The sequence below is a fragment of the Salinispora oceanensis genome (assembly GCF_000383575.1).
GTDB classification, from domain to species: Bacteria; Actinomycetota; Actinomycetes; order Mycobacteriales; family Micromonosporaceae; genus Micromonospora; species Micromonospora oceanensis.
The window spans coordinates 2,906,672-2,922,510 of record NZ_KB911579.1 but is presented as its reverse complement, the minus strand read 5'-3'; the positions used below and the strand labels follow the sequence as shown (position 1 = coordinate 2,922,510).

Sequence of the window (15,839 nt, the reverse complement as noted above, 5' to 3'; positions counted from 1 at the left end):
GCGCGTCACCAGCCCTTCGCGAGGCTCGTCTGCGGCCGGGCGGCCCGGGCGGCTCGAAGCTGGAAGATCGCCTTCACCAGGGCCGGTGCGGCGATGAAGATGACGATCAGCGCCTGGAGCACGGTAACCAGTTCCAGCGAGACGCCCGAGTACGACTGCATCCGGTTACCGCCGGCCTGCAGCGCGCCGAAGAGCAGGGCGGCGAGCAACACGCCCCACGGCTTCACCCGGCCAAGCAGCGCCACCAGAATTCCGTCGAAGCCGATCTGGGCCACGACCAGCGGGGTCAGTGCGGCAGCGGTGGTGCCGAGCACCATCTGCGAGCCGCCGAGGCCGGCCAGGGCGCCGGCGAAGACCATGACCAACACGTAGGTCCGGGTGACACTGATGCCGGCGGTACGGGAAGCCGCCGGGTTGCTCCCCACGGCCCGCAGCTCGAAGCCGAGGGTCGACCGGTTCAGCAGCCAGGCGACCGCCCACGTCGCCAGCACGGCGAGGATGATTCCCGCGTGCGCCCGCAGGTTGTCGCCGAAGAGCCGGGGAAGCTGCGCGGAGGCGTCCACCGGCCGGCTGATGGCATTCGTACGGTTCGGGTCCTGAACCCCGTTCTGCACGATCAGCCACACCAGGAAGTAGCCCGCGACGTAGTTGAGCATGATCGTGTTGATCACCTCGTGGGCACCGGTGCGGGCCTTGAGGATCCCCGGAATGAAACCCCACACGGCACCGCCGACCGCACCGGCGAACACCGCGACGAGCAGGTGCAGCCCGGCCGGCAGCGGCAGCAGGAACCCGGCCAGCCCGGCCGCGATGACGCCCATCGTGGCCTGCCCCTGGGCACCGATGTTGAACAGGCCGCCACGGAAGGCGAGCGCCACGGAGAGACCGGTGAAGACCAGCGGGGCGGTGTAGGTCAGCGTCTCCGAGATCGGGCTCAGCGCCGCGGTGAGACCGACCGCGTCCGGGTCGAGGACCGCGCCCTTGAACAGGTTCCCGTACGCCTCGCTGACCAACGTCCAGCTGGCGTTGAGGGCGTCGGCCGGGCGGGCGGTGATGTAGCTGAAGGTGGCCAGCACGTCCGGATCGGAGACGATCATCAGGATGCCGCCGACGATCATCGCCAGGACCAGCGACAGCAATGTCACCGTGAAGGTGTTGGCGGCCCAGAGATTCGCCACGAAGAGCCGCCCGAGCGTGGGGCGCTCCGGTGGCTGCTGACTTGTCGGCTCGGCTCGCTCGGTGTTGTCGACCGCCATCCTGGCCGCCTGGTCCGCGGTCGCCGGTTCCTTGTCCGGGGAGCCGGACTCTGCGTTGGTCATGCCTCGTCCTCGCTGCCGGGGCCCGACGGGCTGGGCGCCCCGCCGTCGGTACCCGCCGTCGCTCCGTTCGCCCCGGCGTCCGCCGGGTCCGGAGTGATGCCCGCCATCAGCAGGCCGATCTCCTCGCGGGGGGTGTCCGGGCCGACGATGCCGATGATCCGGCCGCGATACATCACCGCGATCCGGTCCGCCAGGCCGATCACCTCGTCGAGTTCACTGGAGACGAGGAGGACGGCGGTTCCGGCATCCCGCTCGTGGATGACCCGACTGTGGATGAACTCGATGGAGCCGACATCAACGCCGCGGGTCGGCTGGGCGGCGATGAGGAGTTTCAGCGGCCGGGACAGTTCCCGGGCGACGATCACCTTCTGCTGGTTCCCGCCGGAGAGCGTGCCGACCGCCGCCTCCGCCGACGGGGTACGGACGTCGAACTGGGCGATCCGCTCCTGCGCCGACTTCTTGATCGCCTCCGGCCGGAGCGCGAGCCCCCGGCCGAACGGCGGTCGGTCGTACAGGTCCAGCACCAAGTTCTCCGCGATGCTGAGTTCCTTGACCAACCCGTCAACACTGCGATCCTCAGGCACGTAGCCAACGCCCGCGCGGAGGACCTCCTTGGTTGACCAGTCGTCGATCCGCTCCCCGCCCAGCTGCACCGAGCCGGCGAGCAGCGGACGGAGCCCCATGACCGCCTCGACCAGCTCGGTCTGGCCGTTGCCCTGCACGCCGGCGATACCGAGCACCTCACCCGCGCGCACGGATAGGTCAACGCCGTCCACCGCACGTACCTGCCGGTCGTCGTCAACCACCAGCCCGGAGAGCTCGAGAACCGGCTCGCCCGGCGTCGCGGGCTGCTTGTCCACGGTGAGCCGGACGGTGCGGCCAACCATCAGGGCGGCCAGCTCGTCCCGGCTCGCCTCTGGCGTGGCGGTGCCGACGGTCCGCCCACGCCGGATCACGGTGACCCGATCGGCGATGGCCTTCACCTCGCCGAGCTTGTGGGTGATGAATACGATCGACCTACCAGCGGCCTTGAGCTCCCGCATGACGGTGAGCAGTTCCTCGGTCTCCTGCGGCGTGAGCACCGCGGTCGGTTCGTCGAGGATGAGCAGGTCAACGTCGCGGGTGAGGGCCTTGACGATCTCGACCCGCTGCTGGATGCCGACCGGCAGGTCCTCGATGGTCGCGTCCGGGTCGACCTGGAGGTTGTAGCGGGCGGAGACCTCCGCTACCTCGCGCCGGGCACGTCGGCGGTCGAGGAAGCCGACGATGCCACCCCGGACCTGCTCGGCCCCGAGCATGACGTTCTCGGCCACGGTGAGGACCGGTACCAGCATGAAGTGCTGGTGCACCATCCCGATCCCGGCCGCGATGGCGTCCGCCGGGCCGCGCGGCTGCAGCGGCTTCCCGTCCACCAGGATCTCGCCCTCGTCGGGCTGGTAAAGCCCGTACAGCACGTTCATCAGGGTCGACTTACCCGCGCCGTTCTCCCCGAGCAGGGCGTGGATCTCCCCCGGCTCCACCGTGAGATCGATGTGGTCGTTGGCGACCAGGTCACCGAAGCGTTTGGTGATGCCGCGCAGTTCGAGTCTCAGCGCAACCTCCCGGGTACGAAGCGATGGTGCGGGGGAGTTGCCGGTACGCCGGCAACGACACTCGTGGTGGAGCCGATCGGCCGCCCCGGCGCCAGCGGGAGGTCCCGTGGCGCCAAGGCGGCCGGATCGTCGTGCGGTGCCGCTCGCCGAACGGCTTGGTAGAGCATCTCACCACGGCGAGCCGGCATCAGCTCACTGCGGTTGGGACTTCGACTCAACCTTGATCAGGCCAGCGGCGATGTCCGCCTTCAGCTTGTCGACCTCGGCCTTCAGTTCGGCCGGGATCTCGCTGTCGAAATCGTGGTACGGCGCGAGCGAGACGCCCTCGTTGGCCAGCGTGCCCGTGAAGCCCGGGTTCGCCTCCAGCTTCTCGCCGGCGGCGGCCTTGAGCACGGCCTCCTGAACGGCGCCGGGGATGTTCTTCACCACGGTGGTGATGATCGCCGGGCAGTTCGAGGTGCTCTCGCAGCCGTCGACGTCGACCCAGATGGTGTTGTACTTGCCGCCGGAGGCCTGGGCCGCCGCGGTGGTGCCGAGGCCCGCACCGCCGGCGACCGGCATGATGATGTCCGCGCCCTGGGCGACCAGCGCGTCACTGACCTTCTTGCCCTCGTCCTGCTTGACGAAGCTGTTGGCGAACGAGCCGTCTTGGCTGGCCTTGTCCCACCCCAGGACCTGGACGTCCTTCCCCTTGGCCTGGTTGTAGTGGTCGACCCCGTCGACGTAGCCGTCCATGAAGATCGTCACCGGCGGGATCTTCTCGCCGCCGTAGGTGCCCACCTTGCCGGTCTGGCTGAAGCCGGCGGCCAGATAACCGGCGAGGAAGCCGGCCTGGGCGGTGTCGAACTGCATCGGGTAGACGTTGCTCTGCGGCAACTTCGTGTCCACGATGCCGAACTGCTGGTCCGGGTTCGCCTCCGCGATCTTGGCGGTGGCGCCCCCCATCAGGCCACCGACGGCGAGGATGAAGTCGCAGTCCTGGTTGACGTACTGCGTCAGGTTCGGCTCGTAGTCGGCCTCGGCCTTCGACGCGACGTACTTGATGTCGATGTCCTTGTTCTCGGCCTTGGCTGCCTCCAAGCCCTGCCAGGCCGAGGTGTTGAAGGACTTGTCGTCGATCCCGCCGACGTCGGTCACCATGCAGGCACTGAACTTCTCGCCGCCGTTGCCGGCGTTGTTCTCCTCGGGCGCCTCACCGCAGGCGGAGGCGGCCAGCACGAGGCCACCCACCGCGAAGACTGAGGCGATCCGCATCCCACGCACCGAGCGCAAGACGACTCCTTCCGTTGCGCACCGCGTCCACCACGGTGGCAGCCCTTGTGAACCGGCCTGCATTGTGCCGCCGGTGTCCCACGTTCCGGACGCCGAGCGTACGCCCCGGCACCTACCCCGGCCGGCAATCATGCGTGACTGTTGAGTGCCTGTTACCCCGACGTGATCCTGGGGGTTTTCGGTCACTCGACATGCCGGTCAAAGGGAGCGCGGGTGGGACGAACTCTCCGCTGCAGGGGTTCCTCGTGCAGGGGAGGTACCCCCAGTCGGACGTTACCGCCAGAAGACCGCCACCGCAGCGTTGACCAGGGTCAGCCCGATGATCGCGAGGAAATGTCCACGATTGACCGCTTCCCGCTTCCGGGAGAAGAAGACCATGACGAAGATGAGCAGCGCGAGCGACAGCTTGGTGACGAGCTTCGCGGGATCCGGCTCACCTCCGTCCCGCAGTGGTGCGGAGAGGCCGATTCCGGTCAGCAACGTGAGCGTCGCACCCCAGAGCATGGCCGGGTTGATCCGGAACCTGCCCTTGAGGTACTGCACCACCGCGCCACCGAGTAACAGCGCGAACCCGATCAGGTGTATGTAACGGAGGGTGAGTCGTAGAGCTTCCACGCGGCCTATCCTCCCCCACAACGACGAGTCGTAGTAGAGGGGCTCGGTCGATCGGCGCCTCAGCCCTTCGTACCACCCGCGGTCAGACCCGAGACCAGGTGCCGTTGGGCGACCAGGAAGACCAGCCCGGCCGGGATCGTCACCAGCACCGCCGCCGCCGTTAGGTACTCCCACTGCGGGTTGTACTGCGGCACGAACTGCCGAAGCCCGTACGCCAGGGTGAACTGGTTGTCGGTCTGGATGAAGGCCGACGCGTACGCGACCTCCCCCCACGCGGTGAGGAAGGTGTAAAAGGCGGTGACCGCCACGGCCGGACGGGCCAGCGGCAATACCACCCGCCAGAAGGTGGCGAACGGGCCGCAGCCGTCCAGCGCCGCCGCCTCGTCCAGCGAGGTGGGGATGGAGTCGAAGTAGCCCTTCAGCATCCAGGAGCAGAACGGAACGGCGATGGTCAGGTAGGCGATCACCAGTGACGGCAACGTGTTGATCAACCCGAGCCGCGCCATGATCGTGTAAATCGGCACGATCAGGATGGCCACCGGAAACATCTGGGTGACCAGGAAGACCATCATCAACGGACGGCGGCCCGGGAAGTTGAACCGGGAAACGGCGTAACCGGTGGTCGCCGAGAGGAAGATGCCGATCCCCATCGTGCCGGCGGCCACAATCACCGAGTTCAGCAGCCACCGCAGAAAGCTGGTGTCGAAAAGCACGTAGCGGTAGTTCGCCAGGGTCGGATCCTGGACCAGGGTCAGGTCGGTGCTCTGCACCGCGTACCCGGGCTTGAAGGAGGAGAGCAGCACCCAGACGATCGGACCGATCGCGACCAGCGACGCGACGATCAAGGTCCCGTGCAGCAGCAGCGACGTCGCCGGGCTACGCCGGCTACGGCCAGCACGCCGCGTGGTCTCGGCCCGGGCGGTCGGCGTGGCCCCGGCCCTGATCGGGGCCGCCGGTGTCCCCGCCGTGGACGCGGCCATCCCGGAGCTGGTCGACTGGCTCATCACCACACCTCGCCTTGCTTACGCAGTGCCCGCCGGTAGAACACGGAGAAGACCAAGAGAATGGAGAGAATCAACACGCCGTACGTGGAGGCGAGCGAGTAGTTGCGAATGCCCTCGAAGGCGGCCCGGTACGCGCCGGTCACCAGGATCTCGGTCTCTCCAGCCGGCTCTCCCTCGGTCACCAGGAAGATGACCGGGAAGAGATTGAACGTCCAGATGGTGCCGAGCAGGATCACGGTCATGCTGGTCGACCGCAGACCCGGCATCGTGATGGCCCGGAACCGCTGCCACGGCGACGCGCCGTCGATCTCCGCCGCCTCGTAGAGCTCACCGGGAATGGTCTGCAGCCCGCCGAGCAGCGCCACCATCATGAACGGCACGCCGAGCCAGACGTTGGTGACGATCGCGGTGAACAGTGACGTCCACCGTTCGGAGAACCACGGGAGCGGGTCGACCCCGAGCCCGGTGAGCAGCGAGTTCGCCAGGCCAAAGCGCTCGTTGAAGATGAACTTCCAGGCGAAGGCGCTGACGAAGGCCGGCACCGCCCACGGCAGCACCAGCAGCACCCGGTAGAGGCCACGGCCACGGATCGGGCGGTTGAGCAGGATGGCGAGGCCAAGCCCGAGACCATAGTGGAAGGCGACACCGACGAAGGTCCAGATCAGGGTGATCCCGGTCCACTCCCAGAACCGGCCAACCTGGCCCGTGAGGACCCGGACGTAGTTGTCCAGACCCACATACTGCCACCGGTTGGGGTTCTCCTCGCAGACCTCACCGCCGGTGATCGACTTGGTGCAGATCTCCGCCACCTGGTTGGCCTCGTTGAGGTTGGTGAAGGAGAGCCAGATTCCCCGGCCGAGCGGGTAAAAGATCAAGACTGCCAGGACGATCACCACCGGCAGGACCATCGCCCAGGCGTACCAGTTCCGGTCCCAGCTACGACGAAGTCGAGACGGGCGGGTGGGGCGACGGTCCGGCGGCGCGGACGCTGGCGCGGCGGTCACGGTGCGCATATCAGCTGAGCTCCAGTAGGTGAGCCGACCGGCCGGCGACCGGAGCGGTCGCCGGCCCGGCCGGATGCCGAGGGACGAATCGTCGCCGGCCTCTGCCCGCCGGCGGGTGGATCAGAAGCCGTACGCGGTGACGACCTCCGCCTGGTACCTCTTCGCGACCTCGTCGAGCGACTCCTTCGGGTCCCGGTTCTGGATCAGGACCTCGGTGGCCATCTGGTCCAGCGGTTCGAAGAACTGGCCGGCCTCGGGGATCCAGGGGCGGCTGACCGCGGCCTCAACGGCCGGCTGGTACGCGGCCACGATCGGATTGCTCCGTACCGCGTCGAGTTCGTAGGCCGACTTGCGCGTCGGCAGCAACCCGAGCTTCTCAGCGAGAAATGCCTGTGATTCGGCGGAGCTCATGAAGGCCACGAAGGCGACTGCGGCCTCGACCTTTTCCTCCGGCATACCGGACCAGACGGTGTAGTTGTGCCCGCCGACCGGACCGCCGGCCCGGGCCGAGCCGCCGGGGACCGGGGCGATGCCGAGGTTCTCCACGCCGCCGAAGGTCGGAGCCTGCGAGACGTTGTTGACCTCCCAGGGACCATTAATGATCATTGCGACCTTCTCTTCCTTGAAGAGGGTCATCATGGTTCCGTAGGAGTCCGTCGCGGGCGGCGCGACCGCCGCGCCACTGTCGATCAGATCCTTGGCGATCTTCAGCCCGGTCACGTTCTGGTCCGAGCCGACGACGATCTTCTTGGCCGGGACATCCACCAGGTCCCCGCCCTCGCCGTAGAGGAACGGCAGCAGGAAGTAGCCCTCCGGATTGAGGTAGAGGCCGTCCGCGCCGGTCTTCTCCTTGACGGCCTGGGCGGCGGTCTTCAGGTCGGCCCAGGTCGTCGGCGCGGCGGCGACACCCGCCTCGGCCAACAGCTTCTTGTTGTACATCAGCGAGAGCGTGTCGGTTACCTGCGGGACGCCGTAGGTCTTGCCGTCGTACTTGTTCGAGGCGAGCGGAGTAGCCAGGAAGTCCGACTCGTCGGCGAGCAGCTCGGAGCCGTCCAGCGCGTAGAGGTAGCCCAGCGAGGCGAACTCCGGAACCCAGGCCACCTCCGCCCGCAAGATGTCCGGCGCGCCGGTCTCGGCCTGTGCTGCCGTCTTGAACTGGTTCTGTGCCTCACCGAACGGGACCGACTGATAATTGATCTTCACGTTCGGATAGGCCTGGTTGAACTTGGCGATCAGCTCCTGGAAAACCGGACCCTCGTTCTTCGGGTCCGAGGTGTCCCACCAGGTCAGCTCGGCCTTCATGGCTGCGGGGTCGGTCGTTGACCCTTCCCCCGCGCTCTGCTCGTCCTCGCCACAGGCGACGAGGGTCAGAGCAAGGGCGGCGGAGGCGAGTACGGCGACTCCCTTGGCTGTGCGACGCATGTTCGCTCCTAGATTGCCTGCCGGTGTCGGCGGGACACTAGCAAGAGTTTTCTAAGTTAGAAACCCTTTGCGAACGGTCTTGCAACAACCGGGGCCATCTTGTCATCTAGACTCCTCTCATGCCGGGCTTGCGCGACAAAACGGCAGGCCCAGGCATCGGCCGGCCATCGGCCGCCACCCCCCGGCCGCCAGGACCCCCGCTGCGTTGACGCTGCTCGATGCGGTCTCCTCGGCGCAGACCGCCCACACGCCGGCCTCGGCCCGGGTTAGCAGCCTCGGAACGCACGACTGCAAGAACTTTCCCGTCAGCGCAAGAACCATCCGGTGAGCTACAGTGCCGCCATGCGCGCTCGACTGTCCGACATCGCCCAGCAGGCAGAGGTCAGTGAGGCCACCGTGTCGCGGGTGCTCAACGACCGACCCGGAGTGGCGCCCGAGACCCGACAGGCCGTCCTCACCGCCCTCGACGTGCTCGGCTACGAACGCCCAGCCCGGCTGCGCAAACGCTGCGCCGGACTGGTGGGCCTGGTCGTTCCGGAGCTCGACAACCCGATCTTTCCCGCCTTCGCGCAGATCATCGAGTCGGCCCTGGCACCAACCGGCTTCACCCCCGTGCTGTGCACCCAGACCCCCGGGGGAATCCGGGAGGATGAGTACGTCGAGATGCTGCTCGACCGACAGGTCTCCGGCATCGTCTTCGTCTCCGGCCTGCACGCCGACACCGCCGCCGACCATGAGCGGTACCGCGCACTGATCGCCCGCCCGCTGCCAATCGTCATGGTCAACGGCTACGCGCCGAACCTCCCCGCGCCCTTCATCTCCTGTGACGACCGGGAGGCCGCCGAGCTGGCCGTCACCCACCTGGTCGCGCTGGGACACCGACGGATCGGCCTGATCACGGGACCGGACCGGTTCGTCCCGGTGCAGCGCAAGGTCGCCGGCTACAAGGCCGCCATGCGGCGCTGCACCGATGTCTCCGCGGCCGAGCTCACCGAGCTGACCGAGCTCTCCCTCTTCGGCGTTGAGGGAGGCGAGGCCGCCGCCGCCCGGTTGCTGGACCGCGGCGTCACCGGCCTGGTCTGCGGCTCCGACCCGATGGCGCTGGGTGCCATCCGCGCCGCCCGGCAGCGCGGGCTCGCCGTGCCCCGCGACATCTCCGTCGTCGGATACGACGACTCCCCGCTGATGGCCTTCACCGACCCACCCCTGACCACCATGCGCCAACCGGTCGCGGCGATGGCGGTTGCCGCCGTCCAGGCTCTGGTGGACGAGATCAACGGGCACGCCGCGCCACACTCGGAGTACCTGTTCCGGCCAGAGCTGGTGGTACGCGGCTCGACCGCGGTCGCCCGGACGCCCGGCGTTGACCCCGGTGCCCCCGCCCCGTCCCCCCTGGCGGTCTCGGTCTGAACACCCCGCCGTCCGCCCGTCGGGTTCCCCCGGACGCAAGCCCCGACCAATCTTGCGCAAGCTCTGCTTGACTCTTGCAACGCCCTGCCGGCATTCTGCACAGCAACCGGCGCCACCACCCCTGCCCGCGCCGGAGACCGCCGTACCGCGCGAGATCGGGGAACCCCGCATGACCGTCCGCAACCCCACCCCGCCCACCTCCGACGATGACTGGTGGCGCTCCGCCGCCATCTATCAGGTCTACCTCCGCAGCTTCGCCGACGCGAATGGCGACGGGATCGGCGACCTGTTGGGCCTGCGGCAACGCCTGCCGTACCTACGGGACCTCGGGGTGGAGGCGCTCTGGTTGACCCCCTTCTACCCCTCACCCATGATTGACGGCGGCTACGACGTCGCCGACTACCGCGATGTCGACCCGATGTTCGGCACCCTCACCGAGTTCGACGAGGTGGTCGTGGACGCGCACGCACTGGGCCTACGGATCATCGTCGACCTGGTGCCCAATCACACGTCGAGCGTCCACCCCTGGTTCCAGGCTGCCCTCGCGGCGGCCCCCGGCTCCCCCGAACGGGCCCGCTACCACTTCGCCGCGGGGCGCGGCACGGCGGGCGAACTGCCGCCGAACGACTGGGAGAGCATCTTCGGCGGACCGGCCTGGACCCGACTGCCCGACGGGCAGTGGTACCTGCACCTGTTCGACTCGGCACAGCCGGACCTGAACTGGCGCAACCCCGAGGTCCGCGCCGAGTTCGAGGAGGTGCTCCGGTTCTGGTTGGACCGCGGTGTGGACGGCTTCCGGATTGACGTGGCCCACGGAATGATCAAGGCGGAGGGCCTGCCGGATGTCGGCTTCGGCCAGCGGACCGGCCAACGACAGGTCGAGCTGCTCGGCAAGAGCCGACTGCCCTACTTTGACCAGGACGAGGTGCACGACATCTACCGTGCCTGGCGGCCCATCCTGGACAGCTACCCCGGCGGCCGGATGGCGGTGGCCGAGGCATGGGCGGAGACCCCGCAACGGCTCGCCCGCTACATCGGTCCAGACGAGCTGCACCAGGCGTTCAGCTTCGACTTCCTCGACGCCCACTGGTCAGCCGACTCCTTCCGCAAGGTCATCGACAGCGCCCTCGCCGAGTCAGCGGTCATCAACGCGCCCACCACCTGGGTGCTGTCAAACCATGACAAGCAGCGACACGTCACCCGGTACGGGGATGGGCCAGCAGGGCTGCGCCGCGCCCGCGCCGCGGCCCTGCTGATGCTCGCGCTGCCCGGCTGCGCCTACGTCTACCAGGGCGAGGAGTTGGGCCTACCCGAGGTCCTCGACCTCCCCGACGACCTGCGACAGGACCCGCAGTACCTGCGGACCGGCCAGAGCCGGGACGGCTGCCGGGTGCCGATCCCGTGGAGCGGCGAGCTGGCCCCGTACGGCTTCAGCCCCGACGGCAGCGCGCCGAGCTGGCTGCCCGCCCCGGCCACCTGGCGTGAACTGTCGGTGGCCGCCCAGAACGGTGCCCCCGACTCCACGCTCGAGCTGTATCGCACCGCGCTCCGGATCCGCCGAGCGCACCCGGCGCTCTCCACCGCCGCGGCCCACCTCTGCTGGGAGGAGACCCAACCGGGCGTCCTCGCCTTCACCCGTACCGCCGACGGTACGGCCCTCACCTGTGTGGTGAACATCAGCGACGCACCCGCCGTCAGCACCGAGTACGGCGAGCCGCTCGTCGCCAGCGCCGCGCTCACCCGGGAGGGCTCCAGTTACCTGATTCCGGTCGACGCGGCTGCCTGGTTCGAACGACGCTGAGCGGGTAAGCCCCGATCGACCTGGTCGTTCGGCGTGCCCCGGGCCGCCGGGCGGCTAGGCACCGACCGGTGCGGGTCACCGCTCGAGGCCCGGCAACTTCGCCGCGATCCGGGCAAACCCCGCCCGGATCGCGGCTTCGCTCGGGGGCATCGCCGGCTGGGCCTCCGACTCCCGCTCCGCCGCCGCCAGCTCCTCGTCGAAGGTGTCCTCGAAGTTGCCGTAGAGTTCGGCGCTGTCCGCCTGCGCCGCCGCCTCATCCTCGGCGGCGGCCTGCGCCGCGGTGATCTCATCGCGGATCTGCTCCGCCGACACCGCCGGCAGCAGCGGCTCGACCACCGCCATCAACGCCTCCTCCGCAACCATCACCTCGGCCAGCGCCAACGCGGGCGCTCGCTCGTACGGGCCGCAGACCACCGGCTCCCACTCGTCAGCGTCGCCGAGCGGCCCGAAGGTGATGATCCACGGCAGGTCGAGCATCGGCGAGTCGTCCGGCAGATCGAGTGTCACGAGAGCGCCCACCCGCCAATCATCGTTCCCCGGCCGTGGGCGGATCCCCGGTTCGACGCTCCGTCCCTTGTTCGGGTGCCGTCGGCCGGTTCGCACTCGTCTGCCCGGGAGGTGGGGAGCCCTCCTCCTCCTGATCGCCCACCCCCCGCTCCGCCGTGAGGTCCACCACCTGTCCCCGGGTGTCGGTAGCCACCAACGCCGCGCCGAAGAGCACGAGTTGGTTGAGCAGGTAGAGGTAGAGCAGCAGCCCCACCGCGCCCGCCACCACCGTGTACGCGGGGTTTCGCTCGGTCCGCACCACGTAGTAGCGCCCGATGGTGTTGAGCAGGGTGATCCCCACCGCCACCAGCAGCACCGCCGGGCGCAGCCGGACCCGGCTGGGCCGCAGCCGAGGCACCGCCACCAGCAGCAGGGTCGCCAGCACCGCGTTCACGAAGATGCTGAGCACCGCGCTGATCGTGGTGAGCCCGGCCGAGCCGGCACTGCCCAACAGCCACCGCAGCAGCGACTCCAGCGTGTCCACCGCCGCTACCGAGACGCCGAGCAGCACGAACACCACCAACAGCACGCCCAGGTCGACCAGGCGGCGAACGACAAAGTTGCCGGGTTGTTGGTCGAGGTCGTACAGCAGCCGCTGGGAGGAACGGATCGCCTCCACCCAGCCGACCCCGGTGAAGACCAGGATGATCAGGCCGACCACACCGACGGCCCCGCTACTCTCCGCCACCTGCACCGGGTCAAGGAAGGGCAGATTTTCCCGGAGGAATCCCGCCGCGGCAGAATTTACCTCGGCGTTGCCCTCCAGGATCGCCCCGAAGACGGAGTAGGCGACGAGGGCGAGCGCGAAGACCGCAAAGAAGCCGTAGTATGCGATCGCGGCGGCGAGCCGGCTGCCGAACCGGCGGTTGTAGAGCAGGGCCGCCCGCAACCCGTGGTCGAAGGCCGGATAGCGGCGCCGTGCGGTGGTGATCCGCCCGTGGGCACCATCCTGGATACGGCGGAACACGTTCACCCCGCCATCCTCGCCGACGCGTCACCGGCACGCCGGCATCCCCCGTGGTAAGCCCGGACCGACGCGGACCCGCCGGGAACGGGGTACGGGTTGCGCCGTCGGGGCCGGGGCACCAGCTCAGCCGCCGAGCCGAAAGTCCCGCCGGGGCTGCCACCGCGTCTGACCACTATGGGAGAAGAGGGTGAACGCCTCCACCTCGAACATCGCCGAGAAGTCGGCCAGGTCCCCGTACGCCTGGTCCAGTGCCTCGGGTGAGACATCCTGCGCCACCGTGACGTGCGGATGGTACGGAAAACGGGTTTCCCGACGCAGCTCCGGAGCCGCCCGGATCGCCGCGGCGAGCAGTTCACACTCGCTGATCCCGGTCGCCACCGTCACGAAAACCACCTGGGTGACCGGCCGGAACGTCCCGGTCCCGCGTAGGTGCAGGGTGAACGGGAGGTGCGCGGCGGCGACCGCGGTCAGGTGCCGTTCGACTACCGGCAGGGCGGCACCTGGAATCTCGGTCGGCCCGAGCAGCGTCACGTGCGCCGGGACGGCCTGTTGGTCCCCCGCCGCCATTCGCCGCTGGGTCAGCACACTCCCCCACGGCTCGGGGATGTCCACAGCGATGCCGATCTGGATTGTGCCGCCAGCTGCCGGCGACCCGTCCCGCAGGTCCACGCCTCGTGTCACCTCTTCGGCCACCGGTTCCATCCCGCTCACCCGCACAGGTCGCGTCGCTGCCTACTCGCCGCGCACCGGCGGGAAGAAGCCCACCCGCTCGTACACCGCCTGCAGGGTCGGTGCCGCCACCGCCCGCGCCTTCTGCGCCCCGGCAGCGAGCAGCTTGTCGAGCTGGGCCGGGTCGTCCAGGTAGCCGCGGGTGCGTTCCTGGATCGGCGTCACGAACTCGCGTACCACCTCTCCGAGGTCCTTCTTCAGGTCACCGTAGCCCTTGCCCGCGTAGGCGCCGACCAGATCGTCGATGCTCCGGCCGGAGAGCGCCGAGTAGATCGTCAGCAGGTTGGCGATACCCGGCTTCTGCTGGACATCAAAGACGATCTCGCGGCCGGTGTCGGTGACCGCCGAACGGATCTTCTTGACCGACCGGGCCGCGTCCTCCAGGAACAGGACGATACCCGCGGGCGAGGAGGACGACTTCGACATCTTCGCCGTCGGGTCCTGCAAGTCCGTGATCTTCGCCGTGTCCTTGACGATGTGCGCCGCGGGAACCGTGAAGGTTGGCCCGAACCGCGTGTTGAACCGCTGCGCCAGATCGCGGCTAAGCTCCAGGTGCTGCCGCTGGTCCTCGCCGACCGGCACCGCGTCCGCCTGGTAGAGGAGGATGTCGGCCGCCTGCAGGACCGGATACGTGAACAGGCCGACGCTGGCCCGCTCGTTGCCCTGCTTCTGCGACTTGTCCTTGAACTGGGTCATCCGGCCCGCCTCGCCGAACCCGGTGATGCACCCCAACACCCAGGCCAACTGCGCGTGCTCGGGCACCTGGGACTGCACGAAGAGGGTGCAGCGCTCCGGGTCCAGCCCCACCGCGAGAAGCTGCGCAGCGGCCACCCGGGACCGCTGCGCCAACACCCGGGGGTCGTGCCCGGCGGTGATCGCGTGCAGATCAACCACGCAGTAGGTGGCGTCATGTGTCTCCTGCAACGCCACCCAGTGCTGAACCGCGCCCAGGTAGTTGCCGAGATGGAACGAGTCGGCGGTCGGCTGGATGCCGGAGAACACGCGCGGTCGAACGGGTACGTTGGACATGCTGGCAATTCTGTCAGCAACCCGGGGCGTCCGTCAGGACGGGCCGGCGGGTCGATCGTGGCCGGACCGGGTGGGGACGCCCGTCTCCCGTCTCGACTCGGGGGGCCGAGCGGCGGCTACCGTCACCCGGGCCACCCGACGCCCCTCCAGCGCCAGCACCCGCAGCCGCCACCCCCCGGGCGTCTCCCGCACCGGCTCCACCGGGGCGGCCGGGGCGACGATCACCGATACCTCGTCGCCGGCCACCGGCAGCCGCCCCAGCGCGGCCATGACATAACCACCAACCGTCTCGTACGGTCCGTTCGGCAGGTTCACCCCGGTCCGCTCGGCGAAGTCGGCCAGGTTCAGCCGACCGTCAACGGTGGTGGGCAATCCGGCGTTGGTCGGCTCCGGCGGGGTGTCGTACTCGTCGTGCACTTCGCCGACCAGTTCCTCGATCAGATCCTCAAAAGTGACGATGCCGGCGGTCCCCCCGTACTCGTCAACGACCACCGCCAGGTGATGCCCCTCCCGGCGCATCTCGGTCAGGGCCGGAAGCACCCGTTTGCTGCCGGGCAGGCGCTTGACCTCCCGCGCCAGCTCGCCGACCGTGACCTGGGGATCTTCGTCGGTACGGAGCAGCACGTCGTGTAGGTGCACGAAGCCGACCACGTCGTCGTGGGTCCCGTCAACCACCGGGTAGCGGGTGTGCGGCTCGGCCCGGACCAGGCGCTCCGCCTGGGCGGTGCTCAGCTCGGTGGAGAGGAAGACCACCTCGGTGCGCGGCATCATCACCTCGCGTACCAGGCTCGCACCGGCCACGAGGACCTCGTCGATGATCCGCCGTTCCACCGGGCCCAACACGGTCGCCGCGGCGACCAGGTCGCGCAACTCGTCCTCGCTGATCCGTTCCCGGCCGGCCGCCGGGCTGGTGCCGAGCAGACCGGTCACCAGCCGGGTGGCGGCGGTAGCGGTGCGGACCACGACCCGGGCGACCGCCCAGGCCAGCGGGCTGGGTTCGCGGCGGGGTCGCCCCCGCGCACGGCGCCGGAGCCCGGGACGACCCGCTTCCCGCATGAGATGGATGGTAGACACCGATCGCAGTGGCGGGACAGCACTGCGCCAGTTCTTCCTCGACGGAGACGGCGGC

Annotated in this window: 14 protein-coding genes; 2 read left to right on the top strand and 12 right to left on the bottom strand. The window is 69.0% G+C overall.

Annotation, left to right across the window (positions count from 1 at the left end; genetic code table 11):
- Positions 1 to 5 precede the first annotated feature (5 nt).
- The 7 genes from SALPAC4_RS0113725 to SALPAC4_RS0113695 all read right to left on the bottom strand — a co-directional run bounded on the left by SALPAC4_RS0113725 (position 6) and on the right by SALPAC4_RS0113695 (position 8,228).
- Entirely contained in the window at positions 6 to 1,319 is a 1,314-nt protein-coding gene (locus SALPAC4_RS0113725) for an ABC transporter permease (RefSeq protein WP_019870811.1), read from the bottom strand.
- The gene (locus SALPAC4_RS0113720) at positions 1,316 to 2,851 is read right to left on the bottom strand and encodes an ABC transporter ATP-binding protein (RefSeq protein WP_317888991.1); all 1,536 of its coding nucleotides are present in this window, start codon (positions 2,849 to 2,851) and stop codon (positions 1,316 to 1,318) included. Before SALPAC4_RS0113720 ends, SALPAC4_RS0113725 begins: the two co-directional genes overlap by 4 nt.
- Before the next feature lie 252 nt (positions 2,852 to 3,103).
- Positions 3,104 to 4,165 carry a BMP family lipoprotein gene (locus SALPAC4_RS0113715; protein ID WP_019870809.1) on the bottom strand — a complete coding sequence of 354 codons (1,062 nt, stop codon included), beginning with the start codon at positions 4,163 to 4,165 and terminating at the stop codon, positions 3,104 to 3,106.
- A gap of 291 nt (positions 4,166 to 4,456) precedes the next feature.
- Positions 4,457 to 4,798 (bottom strand): hypothetical protein, encoded by a 342-nt coding sequence (locus tag SALPAC4_RS0113710; protein WP_018741951.1) that lies wholly within the window; start codon positions 4,796 to 4,798, stop codon positions 4,457 to 4,459.
- Between the two features lie 59 nt (positions 4,799 to 4,857).
- Entirely contained in the window at positions 4,858 to 5,802 is a 945-nt protein-coding gene (locus SALPAC4_RS0113705; RefSeq protein WP_020113500.1) for a sugar ABC transporter permease, read from the bottom strand.
- On the bottom strand, positions 5,802 to 6,815 hold the full coding sequence (locus SALPAC4_RS0113700; RefSeq protein ID WP_027644505.1) for a carbohydrate ABC transporter permease: 1,014 nt from the start codon (positions 6,813 to 6,815) through the stop codon (positions 5,802 to 5,804). The genes SALPAC4_RS0113705 and SALPAC4_RS0113700 overlap by 1 nt, the downstream gene beginning before the upstream one ends.
- A gap of 111 nt (positions 6,816 to 6,926) precedes the next feature.
- Positions 6,927 to 8,228: an extracellular solute-binding protein gene (locus tag SALPAC4_RS0113695; RefSeq protein WP_027644504.1), complete on the bottom strand. Its 1,302-nt coding sequence runs from the start codon at positions 8,226 to 8,228 to the stop codon at positions 6,927 to 6,929.
- Positions 8,229 to 8,570: 342 nt separating this feature from the next.
- Here SALPAC4_RS0113695 and SALPAC4_RS0113690 point away from each other — a divergent pair, with 342 nt between their 5' ends.
- A complete protein-coding gene (locus SALPAC4_RS0113690; protein ID WP_019870805.1) occupies positions 8,571 to 9,638 on the top strand; it encodes a LacI family DNA-binding transcriptional regulator in 1,068 nt (355 codons plus the stop codon).
- 169 nt (positions 9,639 to 9,807) lie between these two features.
- Positions 9,808 to 11,439, top strand: a complete 1,632-nt coding sequence (locus SALPAC4_RS0113685; RefSeq protein ID WP_019870804.1) for a glycoside hydrolase family 13 protein — start codon at positions 9,808 to 9,810, stop codon at positions 11,437 to 11,439.
- Positions 11,440 to 11,514: 75 nt separating this feature from the next.
- Here SALPAC4_RS0113685 and SALPAC4_RS0113680 read toward each other — a convergent pair whose 3' ends face one another.
- From SALPAC4_RS0113680 to SALPAC4_RS0113660, 5 genes are all read right to left on the bottom strand, one after another.
- The gene (locus SALPAC4_RS0113680; protein WP_018729506.1) at positions 11,515 to 11,958 is read right to left on the bottom strand and encodes a hypothetical protein; all 444 of its coding nucleotides are present in this window, start codon (positions 11,956 to 11,958) and stop codon (positions 11,515 to 11,517) included.
- Positions 11,959 to 11,965: 7 nt separating this feature from the next.
- A complete protein-coding gene (locus tag SALPAC4_RS0113675) occupies positions 11,966 to 12,958 on the bottom strand; it encodes a YihY/virulence factor BrkB family protein (RefSeq protein ID WP_019870803.1) in 993 nt (330 codons plus the stop codon).
- Positions 12,959 to 13,075: 117 nt separating this feature from the next.
- Positions 13,076 to 13,654 (bottom strand): 2'-5' RNA ligase family protein, encoded by a 579-nt coding sequence (locus SALPAC4_RS0113670; protein ID WP_027644502.1) that lies wholly within the window; start codon positions 13,652 to 13,654, stop codon positions 13,076 to 13,078.
- Positions 13,655 to 13,684: 30 nt separating this feature from the next.
- On the bottom strand, positions 13,685 to 14,710 hold the full coding sequence (trpS, locus tag SALPAC4_RS0113665) for a tryptophan--tRNA ligase (RefSeq protein WP_027644501.1): 1,026 nt from the start codon (positions 14,708 to 14,710) through the stop codon (positions 13,685 to 13,687).
- 33 nt (positions 14,711 to 14,743) lie between these two features.
- The gene (locus SALPAC4_RS0113660; RefSeq protein ID WP_019870800.1) at positions 14,744 to 15,766 is read right to left on the bottom strand and encodes a hemolysin family protein; all 1,023 of its coding nucleotides are present in this window, start codon (positions 15,764 to 15,766) and stop codon (positions 14,744 to 14,746) included.
- Positions 15,767 to 15,839 lie beyond the last annotated feature (73 nt).